The sequence below is a fragment of the Corynebacterium tuberculostearicum genome, assembly GCF_013408445.1.
Classification (GTDB): domain Bacteria; phylum Actinomycetota; class Actinomycetes; order Mycobacteriales; family Mycobacteriaceae; genus Corynebacterium; species Corynebacterium tuberculostearicum.
Genome location: NZ_JACBZL010000001.1, coordinates 783,683 through 801,040, shown reverse-complemented (window position 1 = coordinate 801,040; position 17,358 = coordinate 783,683). Strand labels below are relative to the sequence as shown.

The 17,358-nt window shown below is 58.9% G+C and carries 17 protein-coding genes and 1 pseudogene; 13 read left to right on the top strand and 5 right to left on the bottom strand.

The features are described 5' to 3' along the window. Window positions 1-1,770, top strand: a complete 1,770-nt coding sequence (locus tag BJ985_RS03790; protein ID WP_150851112.1) for a proline--tRNA ligase — start codon at window positions 1-3, stop codon at window positions 1,768-1,770. A gap of 39 nt (window positions 1,771-1,809) precedes the next feature. Then, on the top strand, window positions 1,810-2,172 hold the full coding sequence (locus BJ985_RS03785) for a DoxX family protein (protein ID WP_034668463.1): 363 nt from the start codon (window positions 1,810-1,812) through the stop codon (window positions 2,170-2,172). A gap of 120 nt (window positions 2,173-2,292) precedes the next feature. Here BJ985_RS03785 and BJ985_RS03780 read toward each other — a convergent pair whose 3' ends face one another. Next, window positions 2,293-2,622, bottom strand: a complete 330-nt coding sequence (locus BJ985_RS03780) for a transglycosylase family protein (protein ID WP_005325184.1) — start codon at window positions 2,620-2,622, stop codon at window positions 2,293-2,295. A gap of 182 nt (window positions 2,623-2,804) precedes the next feature. Next, entirely contained in the window at window positions 2,805-3,656 is an 852-nt protein-coding gene (locus BJ985_RS03775) for a DUF4439 domain-containing protein (RefSeq protein ID WP_179386636.1), read from the bottom strand. A gap of 38 nt (window positions 3,657-3,694) precedes the next feature. On the opposite strand from BJ985_RS03775, the gene rimP reads away from it, so the two are divergent. The 4 genes from rimP to infB all read left to right on the top strand — a co-directional run bounded on the left by rimP (window position 3,695) and on the right by infB (window position 8,644). Continuing rightward, window positions 3,695-4,234 carry a ribosome maturation factor RimP gene (rimP, locus tag BJ985_RS03770; RefSeq protein WP_005325182.1) on the top strand — a complete coding sequence of 180 codons (540 nt, stop codon included), beginning with the start codon at window positions 3,695-3,697 and terminating at the stop codon, window positions 4,232-4,234. Window positions 4,235-4,257: 23 nt separating this feature from the next. Next, on the top strand, window positions 4,258-5,274 hold the full coding sequence (gene nusA / locus BJ985_RS03765) for a transcription termination factor NusA (RefSeq protein ID WP_005328685.1): 1,017 nt from the start codon (window positions 4,258-4,260) through the stop codon (window positions 5,272-5,274). 84 nt (window positions 5,275-5,358) lie between these two features. After that, window positions 5,359-5,706, top strand: a complete 348-nt coding sequence (locus tag BJ985_RS03760; RefSeq protein ID WP_179386635.1) for a YlxR family protein — start codon at window positions 5,359-5,361, stop codon at window positions 5,704-5,706. 106 nt (window positions 5,707-5,812) lie between these two features. Continuing rightward, entirely contained in the window at window positions 5,813-8,644 is a 2,832-nt protein-coding gene (infB, locus tag BJ985_RS03755; RefSeq protein WP_179386634.1) for a translation initiation factor IF-2, read from the top strand. Window positions 8,645-8,773: 129 nt separating this feature from the next. Here the strand turns inward: infB and BJ985_RS03750 are convergent, their stop codons facing one another. Together BJ985_RS03750 and BJ985_RS11900 are read right to left on the bottom strand one after the other, a co-directional pair. Beyond that, complete coding sequence (locus tag BJ985_RS03750; RefSeq protein WP_005325175.1) at window positions 8,774-9,214, bottom strand: hypothetical protein; 441 nt, start codon at window positions 9,212-9,214, stop codon at window positions 8,774-8,776. 239 nt (window positions 9,215-9,453) lie between these two features. Further along, window positions 9,454-9,606, bottom strand: a complete 153-nt coding sequence (locus BJ985_RS11900; RefSeq protein ID WP_506256203.1) for an alpha-amylase inhibitor — start codon at window positions 9,604-9,606, stop codon at window positions 9,454-9,456. Window positions 9,607-10,076: 470 nt separating this feature from the next. On the opposite strand from BJ985_RS11900, the gene rbfA reads away from it, so the two are divergent. The 5 genes and pseudogenes from rbfA (at window position 10,077) to BJ985_RS03725 (ending at window position 14,389) form a co-directional block, all read left to right on the top strand. After that, on the top strand, window positions 10,077-10,520 hold the full coding sequence (gene rbfA / locus BJ985_RS03745; protein ID WP_005325171.1) for a 30S ribosome-binding factor RbfA: 444 nt from the start codon (window positions 10,077-10,079) through the stop codon (window positions 10,518-10,520). Further along, window positions 10,521-11,483, top strand: a complete 963-nt coding sequence (locus BJ985_RS03740; protein ID WP_005325169.1) for a DHH family phosphoesterase — start codon at window positions 10,521-10,523, stop codon at window positions 11,481-11,483. It abuts the gene before it with no gap. 20 nt (window positions 11,484-11,503) lie between these two features. Next, window positions 11,504-12,820 (top strand): MATE family efflux transporter, encoded by a 1,317-nt coding sequence (locus BJ985_RS03735; RefSeq protein WP_179386633.1) that lies wholly within the window; start codon window positions 11,504-11,506, stop codon window positions 12,818-12,820. Window positions 12,821-12,906: 86 nt separating this feature from the next. After that, window positions 12,907-13,718 (top strand): annotated as a pseudogene (locus BJ985_RS03730) (metallophosphoesterase family protein). Next, the gene (locus BJ985_RS03725) at window positions 13,715-14,389 is read left to right on the top strand and encodes a 4'-phosphopantetheinyl transferase family protein (RefSeq protein WP_179386632.1); all 675 of its coding nucleotides are present in this window, start codon (window positions 13,715-13,717) and stop codon (window positions 14,387-14,389) included. The pseudogene BJ985_RS03730 and the gene BJ985_RS03725 overlap by 4 nt, the downstream one beginning before the upstream one ends. On the opposite strand, the gene truB is transcribed toward BJ985_RS03725, so the two are convergent. Continuing rightward, window positions 14,386-15,279, bottom strand: a complete 894-nt coding sequence (gene truB / locus BJ985_RS03720) for a tRNA pseudouridine(55) synthase TruB (protein ID WP_179386631.1) — start codon at window positions 15,277-15,279, stop codon at window positions 14,386-14,388. The two genes, BJ985_RS03725 and truB, sit on opposite strands and share 4 nt — an antisense overlap. A 23-nt stretch (window positions 15,280-15,302) precedes the next feature. On the opposite strand from truB, the gene BJ985_RS03715 reads away from it, so the two are divergent. Both BJ985_RS03715 and BJ985_RS03710 read left to right on the top strand, forming a co-directional pair. Beyond that, complete coding sequence (locus BJ985_RS03715; protein ID WP_179386630.1) at window positions 15,303-16,325, top strand: bifunctional riboflavin kinase/FAD synthetase; 1,023 nt, start codon at window positions 15,303-15,305, stop codon at window positions 16,323-16,325. Beyond that, a complete protein-coding gene (locus tag BJ985_RS03710; RefSeq protein WP_179386629.1) occupies window positions 16,326-17,258 on the top strand; it encodes a nucleoside hydrolase in 933 nt (310 codons plus the stop codon). The last annotated feature ends 100 nt before the right edge of the window (window positions 17,259-17,358 follow it).

The following is a 17,358-nucleotide window of genomic DNA, read 5'->3' as shown; positions in this document are numbered from 1 at the left end:
ATGATTACCCGCCTTTCTGAACTATTTCTCCGTACCCTTCGTGAGGACCCCGCCGATGCCGAGGTCCCTAGCCATAAGCTGCTCGTACGCGCCGGTTATGTACGCCGCGTCGCGCCGGGCGTGTATACCTGGCTGCCGTTGGGTCTGCGCACCCTGCGCAAGATTGAAGATGTAGTCCGTCAGGAAATGGACGCCATTGGCGGCCAGGAAATGCTATTTCCTGCCCTGCTGCCGCGCGAGCCTTATGAAAAGACCAACCGCTGGGTGGAATATGGCGATAACCTCTTCCGCCTCAAGGACCGCAAGAACGCAGATATGCTGCTTGGCCCTACCCACGAGGAAATGTTTGCCAGCGCGGTCAAGGATATGTACTCCTCCTATAAGGATTTCCCGGTCACGCTGTATCAGATTCAGACCAAGTACCGCGATGAGGAGCGCCCCCGCGCTGGTGTGCTGCGTGGCCGCGAATTCACGATGAAGGATTCTTACTCCTTCGACATGACCGATGAGGGCTTGGACGAGTCCTACGGCCGCCACCGCAAGGCGTATCAGAATATCTTCAACCGCCTAGAGATCGATTACGCCATCTGTAAGGCCACCTCTGGTGCCATGGGCGGCTCCGCCTCCGAGGAATTCCTCGCCGTATCTGAGGTAGGCGAGGATACCTTTGTGCGCTCCACCGAGGGCGACTACGCAGCCAACGTCGAGGCCGTGGTGACCCCAGCACCGGCGGAGAAGGATATTGAGGGCCAGCCAGAGGCACAGGAGCATGACACCCCGGGAGCAGAGACCATTGAGAAGCTGGTCGAATGGGCCCAGGGCGCAGGCATTACTGTCGACGGCCGCGAGGCCACCGCGGCAGACACCCTCAAGTGCATGATGGTCAAGCTCTTCCACCCGGCCGTTGAGAGCGAAGAGCGCGAGTCCGAGTTGGCGGCCGTTCTCATCCCTGGCGACCGCGAGCTGGATGAAAAGCGCCTTGAGGCCGCACTCGAGCCGGTGGAGTTTGAGCTGGCCGGGGACAAGGACTTCGCAGACAATGACTTCTTGGTCAAGGGCTATGTGGGCCCGCGCGCTTTAAACGCCAATGGCATCAAGGTCCTGGCCGATCCGCGCGTGGTCAAGGGCACGGCGTGGATTACCGGTGCCGATGCGAGCGAGCGCCACGTGGTTGGCTGCGTGGCCGGCCGCGATTTCACCGTGGATGAGTTCATTGAGGCCGCAGAGGTTAAAGAAGGCGACCTGGCTCCTGAAAACCACGGCACCTTGACCTTGGAGCGCGGCATTGAGCTCGGTCATATCTTCCAGCTGGGCCGCAAGTACACCGAGGCCTTCGATGTCCAGATTTTGGACGAAAACGGCAAGCGCGCCGTTCCTACCATGGGGTCCTATGGCATTGGCATTACCCGCATGCTGGCCGTCCTGGCTGAGCAGCGCCACGATGACAAGGGCCTCAACTGGCCGGTTGCCGTCGCTCCTTACCAGGTACACGTAGCCGTTGCCAACAAGGATGCAGCAGCCATGGAGGCCGGCGACAAGCTGGTAGAAGAGCTATCTGCCAAGGGGCTCGAGGTGCTCTTCGATGACCGCCCAAAGGTCTCCCCAGGCGTGAAGTTCAAGGATGCAGAGCTCCTTGGCATGCCCTTCGTGGCAATTCTGGGCCGTGCCTTCAAGGAAGGCAAGATTGAGCTGCGCATCCGCGGGGGAGAGACCCTCGAGGTTCCAGCCGAGGACATCGTGGACAAGATCCTCGAGCTCGTGCATGGCTAAATAAGACCCAACTCTGCGCGGCGGGGTACCGTGGAAGGCATGAACTTTCAAAAGAATGGGCTTTCCACGGTGCTTTCAGCAATGGGCGTATTGCATTTTGTGAAGCCGAAGACTTTCGAATCCATTGTCCCGCCGCAACTGCCAGGTCCTGCGCGGTTCTATAACTTTGCTTCGGGCCTGTGGGAGATTGCCACCGGTGCCTTGCTTCGCCGCCGCGCCACCCGCGGCTTCGGCGGTGCCTCCGCACTCGCGCTCTTTGCAGCGGTGTGGCCGGCCAATATGTACCACGCCTGGATCGAGCGCAAGGCAGGGTGGCCAAAGAAGCTCTACCACATCATCCGCCAGCCGCTGCAGGTGTTGTTGATGATGTATGCCTGGAATATCGCCAAGCATGAGGCCTAAAGCCGCCTTGGCTGCATGCTAGCCAGCTAGGTCAAGCACAAAACCGGCCTCCTCCCTTACTCCGCGGGGTTTAGCGGGAAGGGGAGGAGGCCGGTTTCGTGTTAAATGCCGAAGCTAAAACTAGCCGGCGACGGGGCCGCCGCAGTTAGGCCAAGCGCCAGCACCCTGGGTGGCCAGGACGTTTTCGGCCACGGCAATCTGCTGCTCGCGGGTTGCCTGGTCAGCGGTCGGGGCGTACTGAGTGCCGCCATTGGCAGCCCAGGTCTGCGGGTTGAACTGCAGGCCGCCCTGGTAGCCGTTTCCGGTATTGATGTGCCAGTCACCGCCGGACTCGCAAGCAGCTACCTGATCCCAAGCGCTAGCCGGTGCGGCGGTAGCAGCAGGCGCGGCCAAGCCAGCAAGGCCGAGTGCCGCGGCGGATACGGTCAACATGGTCTTCTTAGAACGCATTGAGAGGAAACTCCTTCTCTTTGTGTCTGTTTAGCTTGCGGAATCTCCTGCAAGCTCATGGTGAACCAACCTACGCACGCTAGAGGAGCCGAAGCAATGCATAGGGCCGTAGAGGTTGCTGCCATTTCGCTGGCCCGTTGTCAGGGGATAGACAGGTGGGGGCTGGCCGGGGCGGCAGTGGCCTAGTGCATGCCGTGGGACTCCGCCGCGATGCCAATGAGCCACGTAACCCATTCCTGATCCGGGGATTCTTCTTGCGCTGCACCTGTGGCGGCGGCGGACCACTTGCGGCCGTCGTGTTCGGCAAGGCCATCGATAAAGGCCAGCGCGGAAGCAGAATCGTGGGGCAGTTCTTGCTCTCCGGAAGTATAGGCCGACTCTGGCTGCGGAATGTTGCCGTAGCGGGCTAGTGCATCCTGGAGGGCGTCGATGCGGCGATGATGAACAGCTAGGCGATGATCCACCTTGTCCTCGTGCTCGGGGCCAACGTAGGCGCGGGCGAAATCTAGACCGAATACCTGCTCATACTCCCAGCTCAGGAGATCAGCAGCGCTTTTTTGCTCTGGTTGGGAAAGCTCGGGGATATCCGGGGCATCGCCAGGCAGCCAGGCATTGAGCGCGATGGCCTGCTCGGTAACTAGGACGCGCGATTCAACGGTGACTTCATCGGCCGCCTCTGTCGTCGCAGAAGCGGCATTTTCCATAATTTCGCCAGAGTCTGCGGCGTGATTGGCTTCGGTAGGGCGCTCCACCTCACAGGAGCGTGGGGGATTGCCGGCATCATCCGTGCCGCATAGCCGTGTAATTTCGGCATACAGGGCGTCCGCCTGGGAGCTGCGCAGCCCTGCGGCATGGTCATCGACGCCGCTAAGGGACAAGGCATCGGTGGCGGCGGCGTCGGCAAGCGCCAGCAGCCTGCTTTCTGGCCGCGGGCCAAAATAGTCGACGACGGAATCAACCGCTTGGCACCCAGCCAAGGCGGGCAGGGTGGCGGTTGTGGCTACGAGGGTTAAAGCTATACGTCGGCGGTTCACGCAAAAGACTGTACCCCGTAGCACGTAGGCTAGTGGGCATGGCTTTCCCAGATGCACAACAATTGACCGATCTCCTACAACCCAAACTGGCTGAGCGGGGATTGGACGTAGAAGATATTAAAACCACCAAGGCGGGAAAGAAATCCCAGGTCATTATCCGTATTGACGGCGATAAGCGCCCTAGCTCCGATGTGTTGGAGGAAGTATCCAACGAGATTTCAGCCTTCTTTGACGACAAGGAAGCGCAAGGAGAGCTGAACTTCGGCGCCGGCTATACCCTGGAGGTCTCCACCCCCGGCGTGGACTTGCCGCTTACCGCCCCGCGCCACTGGCGCCGCAACCGGGGGCGCAAGGTCTCCTTTGACCTTGGCGATGGCAAGACTCAATCGGCGCGCATTGGCGCGCTTAACGACGCCGCCGATGCCGTAATCCTCATCACGGCAAGCAAAAAGGACGTGCAGGCGCGCGCCGAACGATTGGAAAACATTGCCCGGGCAGTGGTAGAAATTGAGTTTGCACAGCCGTCCGAACAGGAGCTAGAGGCAGTGCGAAAGACGTTTGAAGAAGCCGAGAACTAACCGGCAACCGAGAGGAATGACAAGTGAATATTGATCTACAGGCACTTCGTACCATCGAGTCCGAGCGCAACGTCCCCGTGAAGGACTTGCTGGAAGCGATTGCGGGTGCCTTGTTGTATTCCTACCTGGATTACCGCGAGTCTAATGCTGGCGGCAAGGTAGAAGGCGCCAAGTCCCGCGTCGATATCGACGCCACCACCGGCGCGGTCAGCGTCATTGTCTCGGAGCGGGACCCAGAAACTGGGGAAGTAACCACCGAATATGATGACACCCCGGAGAACTTTGGACGTGTGGGCGCGCAGGCCGTGCGTGAGGCCATCCTGCGCAAGCTGCGCGAGGCCGAGGCAGAGCGCACCTACGATTCCTACTCGGAGCTTACCGGCCGCGTTGTCAGCGGCATCGTCCAGCGCGATGCGCGCGCTAACGCCCGCGGAATCGTTGTGGTCCAGCTGGGCTCTGAGCTGGAGTCCCAAGACGGCATCTTGCTGCCGGCCGAGCAGATTCCGGGTGAAAAGCTCGAGCACGGTGACCGCATCAAGGCCTATGTCGTAGGCGTTAATCGCAATGGCGCCCAGGTACAGATCAATCTCTCTCGCACTCACCCGGAGCTGGTGCGTGGCCTTTTTGAGCTTGAAGTTCCAGAAGTTGCCGATGGCAGCGTAGAAATGATTGCCATTGCCCGCGAGGCAGGCCACCGTTCCAAGGTGGCCGTTGTGGGCCATGCCAAGGGTCTGAACGCAAAGGGAGCCTGCATTGGCCCGCGCGGTCAGCGCGTCAACAACATCATGCGCCAGCTCGGCGGTGAAAAGATTGACATCATCGACTTCAGCGAGGATCCCACGGTCTACGTAGGCAATGCCTTGGCCCCCTCGAAGGTGGTTAAGGTCACCGTTGTGGACAACGAGGCGCAGATCGCGCGCGTGGTGGTGCCGGATTACCAGCTGTCCCTGGCTATTGGTAAAGAGGGCCAGAATGCCCGTCTTGCTGCCCGTTTGACCGGTTGGAAGATCGATATTCACTCGGACGCTGACGCTAATTAAGGATCTGCGCTTTTGTAGCGTAGGCTAGTAAACGGCCCAGTTGCAGATTGGGGCATATTAGCGACGCGAAAAGTAAGGAGATGAATGTCTGAGAGGCAACGACTCCGGACCTGCATCGCTACTCGCCGCCGCCTGCCAGATACGGACTTGCTACGGGTGGTCATCGACCACGATGATCCGCACGGCCGCCGTCTGGTAGCAGATCCACACCGCCGGCTTCCCGGCCGCGGGGCGTGGATTAGCCCCACACTTTCTGCACTCGAGCTAGCGGAGCGCAAACGCGCCTTCAAGCGCGCGCTTCGCACGTCCGCACCCGTGGACACAGGTCAGGTACGGCAGTACTTGGAAGCGCATAGCGGACAGGTACCTAGCGCGGGAAATGCCGCGTTAGATTCGTACGAACCAGAGTTACAAAGGAAGACCGAACACTGATGAGCGCACAACGATGAAGCATCAGCGATGAAAGTCCTACACACCTAACTAGGGGTCAGGCCAGTTTCCGCGGCCTTGACTCCTAGCCGATACCAAGAGGAGACAAGTGCCCGGAAAGCTACGTGTTCACGAGCTCGCAAAGCAGCTCGGAGTAACCAGCAAGGAACTGCTCGCCACCCTGAAGGAACAGGGTGAGTTTGTAAAGACTGCTTCTTCCACCATCGAACCGCCGGTGGTTAAGAAGATGCGAGCACATTATGAAGCACAGTCCGGCGGCGATGACGCCGCCGAGAAAAAGCAAGACAATAAGCCTGCCAAGGGTGCCGCTAAGAGCACCGCAAAGGCGAGCGCCCCTAAGCCGGGCGCGAAGTCTGCTGCCCCGAAGCCGGGCGCAGAGGCGCCAAAGCCAGGCGCGAAGGCCGCCGCCCCGAAGCCAGGCCAGGGCGCACCGAAGCCAGGTCAGGGTGCTGCTAAGCCCGGCGCAAAGCCAGCTGCCCCGAAGCCGGGCGCACAGGCCCCGAAGCCTGGTGCTAAGGCTGCCGCACCGAAGCCCGGCCAGGGCGCACCGAAGCCAGGTCAGGCTGGCGGCAAGAAGTCGGGCGAGCGTCCGACCCCAGGCAATTCCATGCCTCGTCCTATGCCGAAGCCAGGCGGCTCCCGTCGTGTAGCTAATAACCCGTTCTCCACGGGTGGCGGCGACAACCGTCCGGGCCCTCGCCCAGGCGGCTCCAAGGGCCAGCGTGGCGGCAATAAGCCCGGCGATAACCGCGGCAAGCGCGGTGGCCAGAACGAGGGCGGAAATAACCGTCAGGGCGGCAATAACCAGGGTGGCGGCGGTCGCCGTCCATCCCCGGCCATGATGCCGTCCCACCCGAACCCTGCGTCGATGCCGTCTAAGGCACCGAGCGGCGGTGGACGCGGCGGCCGCGGTCGCGGCGGTCACGGCGGACCGGGTCACGGTGGCCCAGGTGGCGGTCGTCCAGGCGGTTTCCGCGGAGGCGGACGCGGCGGACGTCGCGGTGGCACCGCAGGTGCATTCGGCCGCCCAGGTGGCGCTCCACGCAAGGGCAAGAAGTCCAAGCGTCAGAAGCGCCATGAGTACGAGGAGCAGCAGAAGCACGTCGTAGGCGGCGTGCGCTTGCCAGACGGCAAGGGCCAGACCGTCCGCCTGCGTCGCGGTGCATCCCTGTCTGACTTCGCCGAGAAGATCGGCGCGGATCCAGCAGCACTGGTACAGGCACTGTTCAACCTCGGTGAAATGGTGACGGCAACCGCTTCCGTATCGGAAGATACGCTGCAGCTGCTCGGCTCCGAGATCAATTACAACGTCGAGGTCGTCTCCCCTGAGGACGAGGACCGCGAGCTGCTCGAGTCCTTCGACCTGCAGTTCGGTGAGGACGAAGGCGGCGAGGAAGCGCTGGAGAATCGTCCTCCAGTCGTCTCCGTCATGGGTCACGTTGACCACGGTAAGACCCGCCTGCTGGACGCCATCCGCAAGACCAACGAGGGCGCCCGCGAGGAAGGCGGCATCACCCAGGGCATTGGTGCATACCAGACCACGGTAGACGTGGACGGCGAACGCACCATTACCTTCCTGGATACCCCGGGTCACGAGGCCTTTACCGCCATGCGTGCCCGTGGTGCTAAGTCCACCGACTTGGCTATCCTCGTGGTTGCTGCCGATGACGGCGTCATGCCACAGACCGTGGAGGCCATCAACCACGCCAAGGCTGCCGATATTCCGGTCGTCGTGGCCGTGAACAAGGTGGATAAGCCGGAAGCTCAGCCGGATAAGATCCGTGGCCAGCTCACCGAATACGGCTTGGTTCCGGAGGAATACGGTGGCGACACCATGTTCGTGGATATCTCCGCGAAGCAAGGCAAGAACATTGACCAGCTGCTTGAGTCGGTCATCCTGACCGCGGATGCCGCCTTGGAGCTGACCGCTAACCCAGACATGGACGCACAGGGCGTGGCCATCGAGGCTCACTTGGACCGCGGCCGTGGTCCGGTTGCTACCGTCATTGTCCAGCGCGGTACCTTGCACGTGGGCGATTCCATCGTCGTGGGCGATGCACACGGCCGTGTGCGCCGCATGCTCGATGAATTCGGCGGCGACGTCGAAGAGGCCGGTCCATCCCGCCCGGTTCAGGTCCAAGGCCTGTCCGGTGTGCCTGGCGCTGGCGATAACCTGCTCGTGGTGGAAGACGACCGCGTTGCCCGCCAGATTGCCAACCAGCGTGACGCCCGCAAGCGCTCTGCCCTGCAGGCCAAGCAGCGCAAGCGCGTCTCCCTGGAGGATCTGGACAAGGTATTGCAGGAGACTTCGACCCTCAACCTCATCCTCAAGGGCGACAACGCCGGTTCCGTCGAGGCACTGGAAGATGCCCTGCTGGATATCAAGACCGAGGACGAAGTCGAGCTCAACATCATCGACCGTGGTGTCGGTGCCGTGACCGAGACCAACGTTTCTCTTGCAGCGGCTTCCGACGCCGTCATCATTGCCTTCAACACCCGTGCGGAAGGCAAGGCGACGGAGATGGCCACCCAAGAGGGCGTGGATATTCGCTACTACACGATCATCTACAAGGCCATCGAAGAGGTCGAGGCTGCGCTCAAGGGCATGCTCAAGCCGATTTACGAGGAACGCGACACCGGTGCGGCCGAAATTCGCGCCCTGTTCAAGTCCTCCGCGGTGGGTACCATCGCCGGCTGCATGGTTACCGAGGGCAAGGTTGTCCGCAACGGCAAGGTTCGCCTGCTGCGCGATAACAACGTCATCACTGCCGATGCCAAGATTGAGTCTCTGCGTCACGAAAAGGACGATGCAACCGAGATCAAGGCCGGCTACGAGTGCGGTATGGTGCTCTCTTACCCGGATATCCAGGTAGGCGACATCATCCAGGCCTACGAAGAGGTCGAGGTTCCGCGTACCTAGTCCGCAAGCGGCGTAAATAAAATCGCCAGGTGTTTCCCCGATTGGGGAAGCCCTGGCGATTTTATTTGCAGCTTCTGCTGAACTTTAGTATTTAAACTATCTAGACAGGTTTACGACAAGTTGGGTTTGCTAATGCGTGCCTTGTTTAGCAGAGAAGTTGAGGAATGCAAGAAATTTTTCGGCCTTGATTTGGGGCTCACCAAGCAGGTCGAATACCCAGTCCTCAAGTGGGAGCATTTCCTTGTTGCCATCGTTGAACCGAAGGCCGATACTATTTTCCGTAGCCTCGCCGTGGGCCAAGTCCGACCACGTTCCAGTGCGTTTCGAAAGTAGCCATTGGCCCAAAACGTAGGTGATTCCTATTCTTCCTTCTTCGGCTTTTGTGCTGGAAGTGAGCAACCTGTGCAGTACCACTTCACTAATCTGTTCTTGATCGTTTAGCCACTCTTGCGTGAGTTTAGCCCTTTCGAGGCAGCTTGCTGCTTTGTTCGGAGCATCGGCGTGAAACTCATTTAAAGGCTGGGGCGTGACGCTCGCTGTTTCTGGCTTAGATTGGTTTTGGTCTTGCAAATCCTAGGTCCTTAGATGCCATACTCCGTTTCCCCAGTTGCTTTCGTAATTGCAACTTGCTCTTCTCGCCCAATTAGCTGTCGCTGGGTCTTTACGTAACTCCTTCAGCGATCTTTCACACTGATCTTTTGTGTCATAAAGGAAGTTTCCGATGTCGGCGGTGGCAATATTTGAGGAAAGAAGGAGGGAAAATGCTGATACAATCGCGATGATTAGGGTCCTCATTCTGCTGCGTGTATCTAGCATTCTTGAATACCGTCCATTCGCTTTGTCGGAGACCATTCAAAGTTCCTCCGCGAATGTGCTTTTACCAACAGGCATTGTGTGTCGAAATCAAATGCAACGATTACTTTGACGTTCATATCAAAATCGCAATCGTTATAGACTTGAATTGCGCCCTTTTTCCTTCTCAGAATGAATGCAAGCAGGAACAGGATCTCCCGGGCTTCTTTCCCCTGTGGAATATGGTTGCAGGCTTGGGGCGCCGTCAGAATCTACATTGAGAATGACGAATTGAGGGGATCGTTAAGCGTTTCATTTGTGGCAGAGGCTGGAGGGACTGCAAAGCCGCCGAGGATACAAGCGGCGGTAGTGATCGATGCGGCTATTTTATAAGGTTTCACGTTTCTCCATTCAGGCTCGTGGTGGGGTGAAACACTTTAGACCATAGTTTCGGAAACGTTTTAATTCAAGGGGTCCATAAGATATATATATGGTTTTATTGCATGTTCGAGATCCTCAGAATTGCCTTCATGTGCAGTTAATTTTCTGCCACAGGACATGCATGCGGAGTAATGTAAGATGGACACAATTTTATAGATCTTGGTAGAGATCGATAGTTCGACGGAGAGGGAGTTGCACCATGGTTGACCACGCGCGTGCTGCACGAATGGCCAAGCGTATTAAGGAAATCGTGGCGAGTGCCATAGAACGCGAGATCAAGGATCGCCGCCTCGAGTTGGTGACCATCACAGATACTCGAGTGACGGGCGACCTGCACGATGCCACCGTTTTTTATACCGTGCGCGGAAAAGACATTGACTCCGAGCCAGACTTCGCACAAGCAGAAGAAGCCCTCAAGCGCGCTAAAGGTCAGCTGCGCAAGATTGTGGGCGATCAACTCTCGGTGCGGTTTACCCCGACGCTAACCTTCGAGGTCGATACTGTTCCCGAGGCTTCTGCTCATATGGAAGAGCTTTTGGCCCGTGCTCGCGCCCGCGATGAAGAACTAGCAAAGCTGAAGGAAATCGCCCAGCCGGCAGGGGATGCGAACCCGTATAAGACCTCCGATGAAGACGAGGCTTAAGTGACTAAGAAGCAATACCAGCCGGCAGTTGCCGCCTTGCATGATGCTCATAGCATCTGCATTGTGACGCACCTGCGGCCGGATGCCGATGCCATCGGCTCTGCTGCGGCGTTGCTGCTCGCGCTGCGCCAACGGGGCAAAGATGTGTGTGCCGTTGTGGGCCAGGAGCGGGAAATTTCCCGTAACCTTTACACCATTCCTGCCGCCGACGACGTCACCACTAGTCGTGAGCTGCCGGAAGGCTATGACCTCTACGTCACCGTTGATTGTGGTTCTTTAGACCGGACGGGCTTTTTTGCAGATCGGATTGAGCAGCTAGCCCAGCAGGGCCGGGTTCTGTGCATTGACCATCATTCTTCTAATCCAGGGTTTGGTGCCATCAATGTGGTAGACACTGAATGTGAATCCACCACCGTGGTGTTGCTGAGCATCTTGGATTCATTGGAGATTCAAATTGACTGTCATATTGCACACTGCTTATATGCCGGTTTGATGACCGATACTGGCAGCTTCCGCTGGGGTAGGCCGGCTATGCACGATATTGCCACCCGCCTCATGCACTACGATCTCGATACCAAGCAGATCGCAGCTGACCTTTTAGATTCCACCACACCGGACGATCTTCAGATGATCGGTAGGGTACTGGCCGGTTTGCGCCTCGAAGAGGCAGGGGAGCACACCCTAGGCATTCTCGTCGCGCGTCTGGAAGATATCCAGGGACACTCCGATTCGGCTGTCGAATCACTAGTGGAGTTCGTTCGCGCGCTAGAAGGAACCACCGTCGGCGTGGTGTTTAAGGAACAAGCTCCGGAGGTGTGGGCAGTTTCCTTGCGTTCTTCTCGCATCGATTGTTCTTCGGTGGCGCTAACCTTCGGCGGTGGCGGACATGTACCGGCCGCGGGCTATACCGCTCACGGGGCTCCGGAAAAAATTATTAAGGAATTGGTGGCCGCTATCCAATGAGAAATAGGCAGACGGATGGAATGAACGCTCAGGATCGCTCCACCGCTGGCACGGTAACCGCACGCGAGGTCTTTGGCCTCGCGTTTCCCGCGCTTGGCGTACTTGCGGCCATGCCGCTCTACCTTTTGCTAGATACCGCGGTTGTTGGTCGTCTAGGTGCCCAAGAGCTCGCCTCACTTGCTGCAGCCACCACAATTCACTCCGTGGTGACGACGCAGTTGACTTTCTTGTCCTACGGCACGACCGCTCGTTCTGCTCGGCTCTTTGGCTCCGGCAAACGCGAAGCTGCGGTTGCTGAAGGCGTGCAAGCTACCTATGTGGCTCTAGGAGTAGGCGGGTTGCTCGCGGTAATCATGTGGATTTTCGGCGGAGTATTTGCACGCGCCTTAATCGGTGATCCCACCACGGCCGCCGGGACGGCCTTGTGGCTGCGCATCGCAGCTCTGGCTATTCCCGTTACTTTGGTGGAAATGGCCGGAAACGGCTGGATGCGCGGTGTCCAAGATACGAAGAAGCCACTGTACTTTACTTTGTCTGGCATGATTCCCGGCGCTATTGCGGTGCCCATTTTCGTCCATTTCTGGGGGCTGGCAGGCTCGGCCATTGCCACGGTATTAGGCATGAGCATTATTGCTGCGCTATTCGTCCGCGAATTGCATAAGGAACATACCGGCTCCTGGCAATTTCAGTGGCATGTGGTACGCGAACAGCTCATCTTAGGCCGCGATCTTATTTTGCGTTCAGCCAGCTTCCAGGTGGCCTTTCTTACCGCCACGGCTGTGGTTTCCCGCGTTGGTACCGCTTCTTTGGCCGGTCACCAGATCATGATGCAGCTGTGGAACTTCATGTCCCTCATCTTGGATTCGTTGGCCATTGCCGCGCAATCATTGACTGGTGCTGCACTAGGTGCTGGCTCTGCGCGGCACGCACGCAGTGTGGGCAGCAAGGTGGCGTTGTACTCTACGATTTTCTCTGGCCTCTTGGCTGTCGTATTTGCTGCTGGTGCAGGGATTATTCCGCGTATCTTCACCTCCTCTCCGGAAGTGCTCGATGCCATCTCCCAGCCGTGGTGGATCCTGGTAGCCATGGTTATCGGCGGTGGCGTGGTCTTCGCCTTCGATGGTGTCTTGCTCGGCGCCGGCGATGCTGCGTTCCTGCGCACGCTGACCATTTCTTCGGTCCTGGTGGGATTTTTGCCGGGCGTTATCTTGGCCCACTTTATGGGCACAGGCTTAACCGGCGTGTGGTGTGGACTTGCCGCCTTCATTGCTTTCCGCATGGTGGGTGTGGTCTACCGGTTCCGTTCGATGAAATGGGCCGTAGTACAGGAGCGCTAGCTGCGCTAAAGTGGGCGTGTTCATACTCTCGCGCGGTGCTCGGCTCCGTGCAGCGCGCAGATCCTAGGAAGGCGGGTGAGAAACCTATGCCAACAGTGTGGGCGGTTTCTGACCTGCATGGAGCGGTCAAAACCAATAGCGAGCGCATTGATCAGCTCACCCCGCCCGATCCCGCAGATTGGCTCATCGTGGCCGGGGACGTTGCAGAACGCACCGATCTCATTATTCGTATTTTGCGCCAGCTCAATGATCGCTATGCCAGGGTCATCTGGGTGCCGGGTAACCATGAGCTATTCTCCCGCTCCCTGGACCGGTATCAAGGCCGAGAAAAGTATGCGCACCTGGTGGAAAGGTGCAGGGAAATTGGAGTTATTACTCCTGAAGACCGTATCCGGTATTCCACGGGACCACCATCGTTCCGTTATTTACTTTGTATGATTACAGTTTCCGTCCGCATGGCCTTACCGTGGATGAAGCTATTGACGCGGCGCGCGCAAAACAACTGATGATGACCGATGAGTTCGCCATCGCCCCCTTCGTAGACGTGCGGGCGTGGTGTTGGGACAGGTTGGCCTATTCCATCAAGCGCCTTTCCCGAGTACATGGTCCTACCGTGTTGGTTAACCATTGGCCGTTGGTCCAAGAGCCGACAATGTTATTGCGCTTTCCTGAAATCGCCTTGTGGTGCGGAACCAGGCATACGCGGTCGTGGCCGCGGCGCTATAACGCGCAGTCCGTCATCTATGGGCACCTGCATATGCCGTCCCGCATGAATGTGGACGGCGTTGACCACATCGAAACGTCATTGGGGTATCCGCGTGAATGGCAGGGGCGTGAAAGCGCCCAGGCGTGGCCCTATCCGGTACTGCGTTCCTTTATAGAGGAGGGGACACGATGATGTATCCAGAGCTATTTCCAGAAAGTGCGCGCTATTGCTACGTGCGCACGGACTCGAGCTATACGGATTTGGCCAATTTTGATGAACTCGCGGCCGAAGAAAAGTCTCTGGTTTCCCAGGCAGTTGATGTACGCAAGGCCGAGTTCGGAGATGCTCGGTGGTGCGCGCACCGAGCCTTGCAGGAATTGGGGGCCAGCCCGGCGACGCCGATTCTGCGCGGCGAGCGCGGTATGCCGCTGTGGCCCGAGGGTTTTGTAGGCTCGATGACGCATACCGAGGGCATGCGGGCTGCGGTGGTTGCCCCTACCTCAGCCTTAAAATCCGTAGGCCTGGATGCAGAACCCGCCGAACCGCTGCCGGATCATGTGCTCACCATGATCGCCCGAGCGGGGGAGATGCCGCAGCTTTTGCGGCTTCGTGAGGCGGGGATTACCTGCCCGGACCGATTGCTTTTTTGTGCCAAGGAGGCCACATATAAGTCGTGGTTTCCCATGACCTTTCGCTGGCTGGACTTTGACCAAGCAGAAATTGACCTGCGCGAGGATGGCACGCTTATCTCCTATATTTTAGCTAGGCCCACACCGGTGCCTTTTATCACTGGGCGCTGGGTAATTCGAGACGGCTACGTTATCGTCTCCACCTCGGTTCCGGCTTTAGACTTTAGCCACTAAAGGGTAGAGGGCCGTGCCACAAATACGGTGGCCAGGCGCTTGCCTTTTTCTTTAATGAGCGCCACCGCTTGGCCATTAGGGGCCACAGCAGCGTGGACGCCCTTGAGCCCGCGAGGCTCTAGCCATTTGCCCATGGCGAGGGCGGCTGCCTCCTCCTCCGAAACGGAAAGGACGGGGAAGCAGCGAGCCAAGGCCTCATCCAAGCTGAGGGAAAGGCGAGGGGATTCGGCAAGGGCGTCGAGCGAGAGGGCGTCGGCAAGCGCAAAAGGGCCCACCTTAGTGCGGCGCAAGGCGGTTAGGTGCCCGCCCACCTGCAGCGCCTCGCCCAAATCGCGGGCCAGGGAGCGAATATAGGTGCCGGAAGAGCAATCCACCGTGACGTCTAGATCGATGTAGTCGCCCTCGCGGCGCTCTGCCAGAACGACAAACTTATCTACCGTTACTGGGCGGGCGGGAATGTCTACCTCCTGGCCCTCCCGCACCAGCTCATGGGCGCGCCGGCCGTTAATCTTGATAGCGGAAACGGCCGCGGGCTTTTGCATAATATCGCCGGTGAGCTTGGCAATCTCTGCATCGATTGCGGCGCGGTCAATGGCCGTAGCGCTATCGCCCCAAGAGTATTCTCCCTCGGCGTCATCGGTTGTGGTGGCGGCGCCGAGGCGAATGGTGGCGTCATAGGACTTAGTGGAGGAAACCATGTGTGCCAAGAACTTGGTGCCACGCTCCACGCCAAGGACCAGCACGCCGGTGGCCATGGGGTCGAGGGTGCCGGCGTGGCCTACCTTTTTGGTGTGAAAGTACCTGCGTAGGCGGCCGACAACATCGTGGGAGGTCATGCCGGCGGGTTTGTCTACGATGACGAGTCCGGAGTTTGCGAGCGCATCAGTCATAGCCTCTAAGTCTATGCTCTACGATGGTCTGCGTGGATATTTGGTACGGAATCGATGACATCCCCGCGGAAATGGGCCCAACGTCAGTAACCATCGGCGTCTTTGACGGTCTGCACCGCGGCCATCAGCAGCTCATCTCCGCCTGCGTGGAGCATGCACGCGCTCATGGTGAGCGCCCTGTCATGGTGACCTTTGACCCGCACCCGGTATCGGTATTCCTCCCGGAGCGTGCGCCCCTGGCGGTGCTGAGTTTTGAACGCCGACTGGAATTGGCCGAAGAGATGGGCATTGCAGCCGTGCTCGTTATTGACTTCACCCGCGACCTTGCTGGGGTGGAGCCACGGCCCTACGTAGAAGATTTATTGGTAGGAAAGCTCGCCGCACAGCACATCGTGGTAGGCGAGAACTTCACCTTTGGTGCCGGCGCGACCGGAACCGCCCAGGCTATGCAGGACTTTGGTGCCGAGTTCGGCTTTAGCGTGGACATCGTCCCACTGCTGGATGATGAAGGCGTGCGCATTTGCTCCACCTACATTCGTGAGTGCCTTGCGCAGGGGGACATCGAATCCGCAAACTGGGCTCTCGGTCGCCATTTCACCGTGACCGGGCCCGTAGTGCGCGGCGCAGGACGTGGTGGCAAGGAGCTCGGATTCCCCACAGCCAATCAGTATTTCCCGGATACAGTGGCCATCCCGGCCGATGGTGTGTACGCGGGCTGGTTCATCGTCCACTCTGACTCCTCTATCGAGGGGGATATGCGCCCTGGCGTGGCCTATGCGGCCGCAATTTCCGTGGGCACTAACCCCACCTTCGGCGACGAGGAGCGCTCTATCGAGTCCTTCGTGCTCGACCGCGACGCTGACCTGTACGGCTACGAGGCTACGGTGCACTTTGTGGGCCACCTCCGCGATATGGTGAAGTTTAATTCCGTAGACGAGCTGCTAGAAGCGATGGCCAATGACGTAGCCAAGGCCCGCCAGGTGCTAGCCGCCGATGCTAAGGCGCAGGGCTGGACCGCGAAAGACTACTTCCTGCGGGAGAAATAAATGAAGGCGATTCTCGATCTTGATACCGGCATTGATGATGCCCTAGCGCTGGCGTATGCCATCGCCCATCCGGACCTGGACTTAATCGGCGTGACCTGCACGTACGGCAACGTGACCGTGCCCTTGGCCGTGCGCAACACCCTGGCCCTTCTAGAGCTGCTGGGCCACGACGATATTCCAGTCTTTGCCGGGCCTAGCCCGGATGGGTTTCGGCCAAGCGAGATTTCTTCTTTCATCCACGGCCACAACGGTGTGGGGGAGGTCCTGCTTCCGCCGGCAACCACCCAGGCGCAGTCCCAACCAGCGGCCGATTTCCTCATCGAGGCTGTGCACGAGCACGGCGATGATGTAGTAATCATTCCGACCGGCCCGTCCACCACGATTGCTGCCGCCATGCAGCAGGACCCCTCCTTTACCACAGCCGCACACCTAGTGATGATGGGTGGGGCTCTTACCGTTCCTGGCAACGTCACGCCGTGGTCTGAGGCCAATATCTCCCAGGATCCGGAAGCTACCGATTACCTGTTCCGCCACACGAGCGATACCACCATGGTCGGTTTGGATGTCACCTTGCGCACCCTTTTGACCACGGCGGAGTCCGCTCGTTGGCGCGCTACCGGCACCCACGCCGGCCGCATCTTTGCGGACATGGTGGACTATTATATCCGCGCTTACGCCACTACATCGCCGCACTTGGGCGGGTGCGGCCTGCACGATCCATTGGCCGTTGCGGTGGCAGCAGATGCCTCGCTTGTCGACGTCCTTTTGCTAAACCTCAAGACTGACACCACCGGCCCTACCCGTGGACGGACAATCGCGGATGAAAAGCGATTGGATGCGCCACCCACCGCCCGGGTGGCTGTGGGTGTGGATAGTGAGCGCTTTGTGCGTGAGTTTGTCGAACGCCTTTCGACGCTCTTCAGCGAGCTCTAAAAGCACAGCCTAGAAGCCGTGTGGTTTTGATTTTCTCTGCCTGAGCGCTGTAAGGTATTTCTTTGGCTTAGCGACTGCGGTTCACAGCAGTTGCGGCACG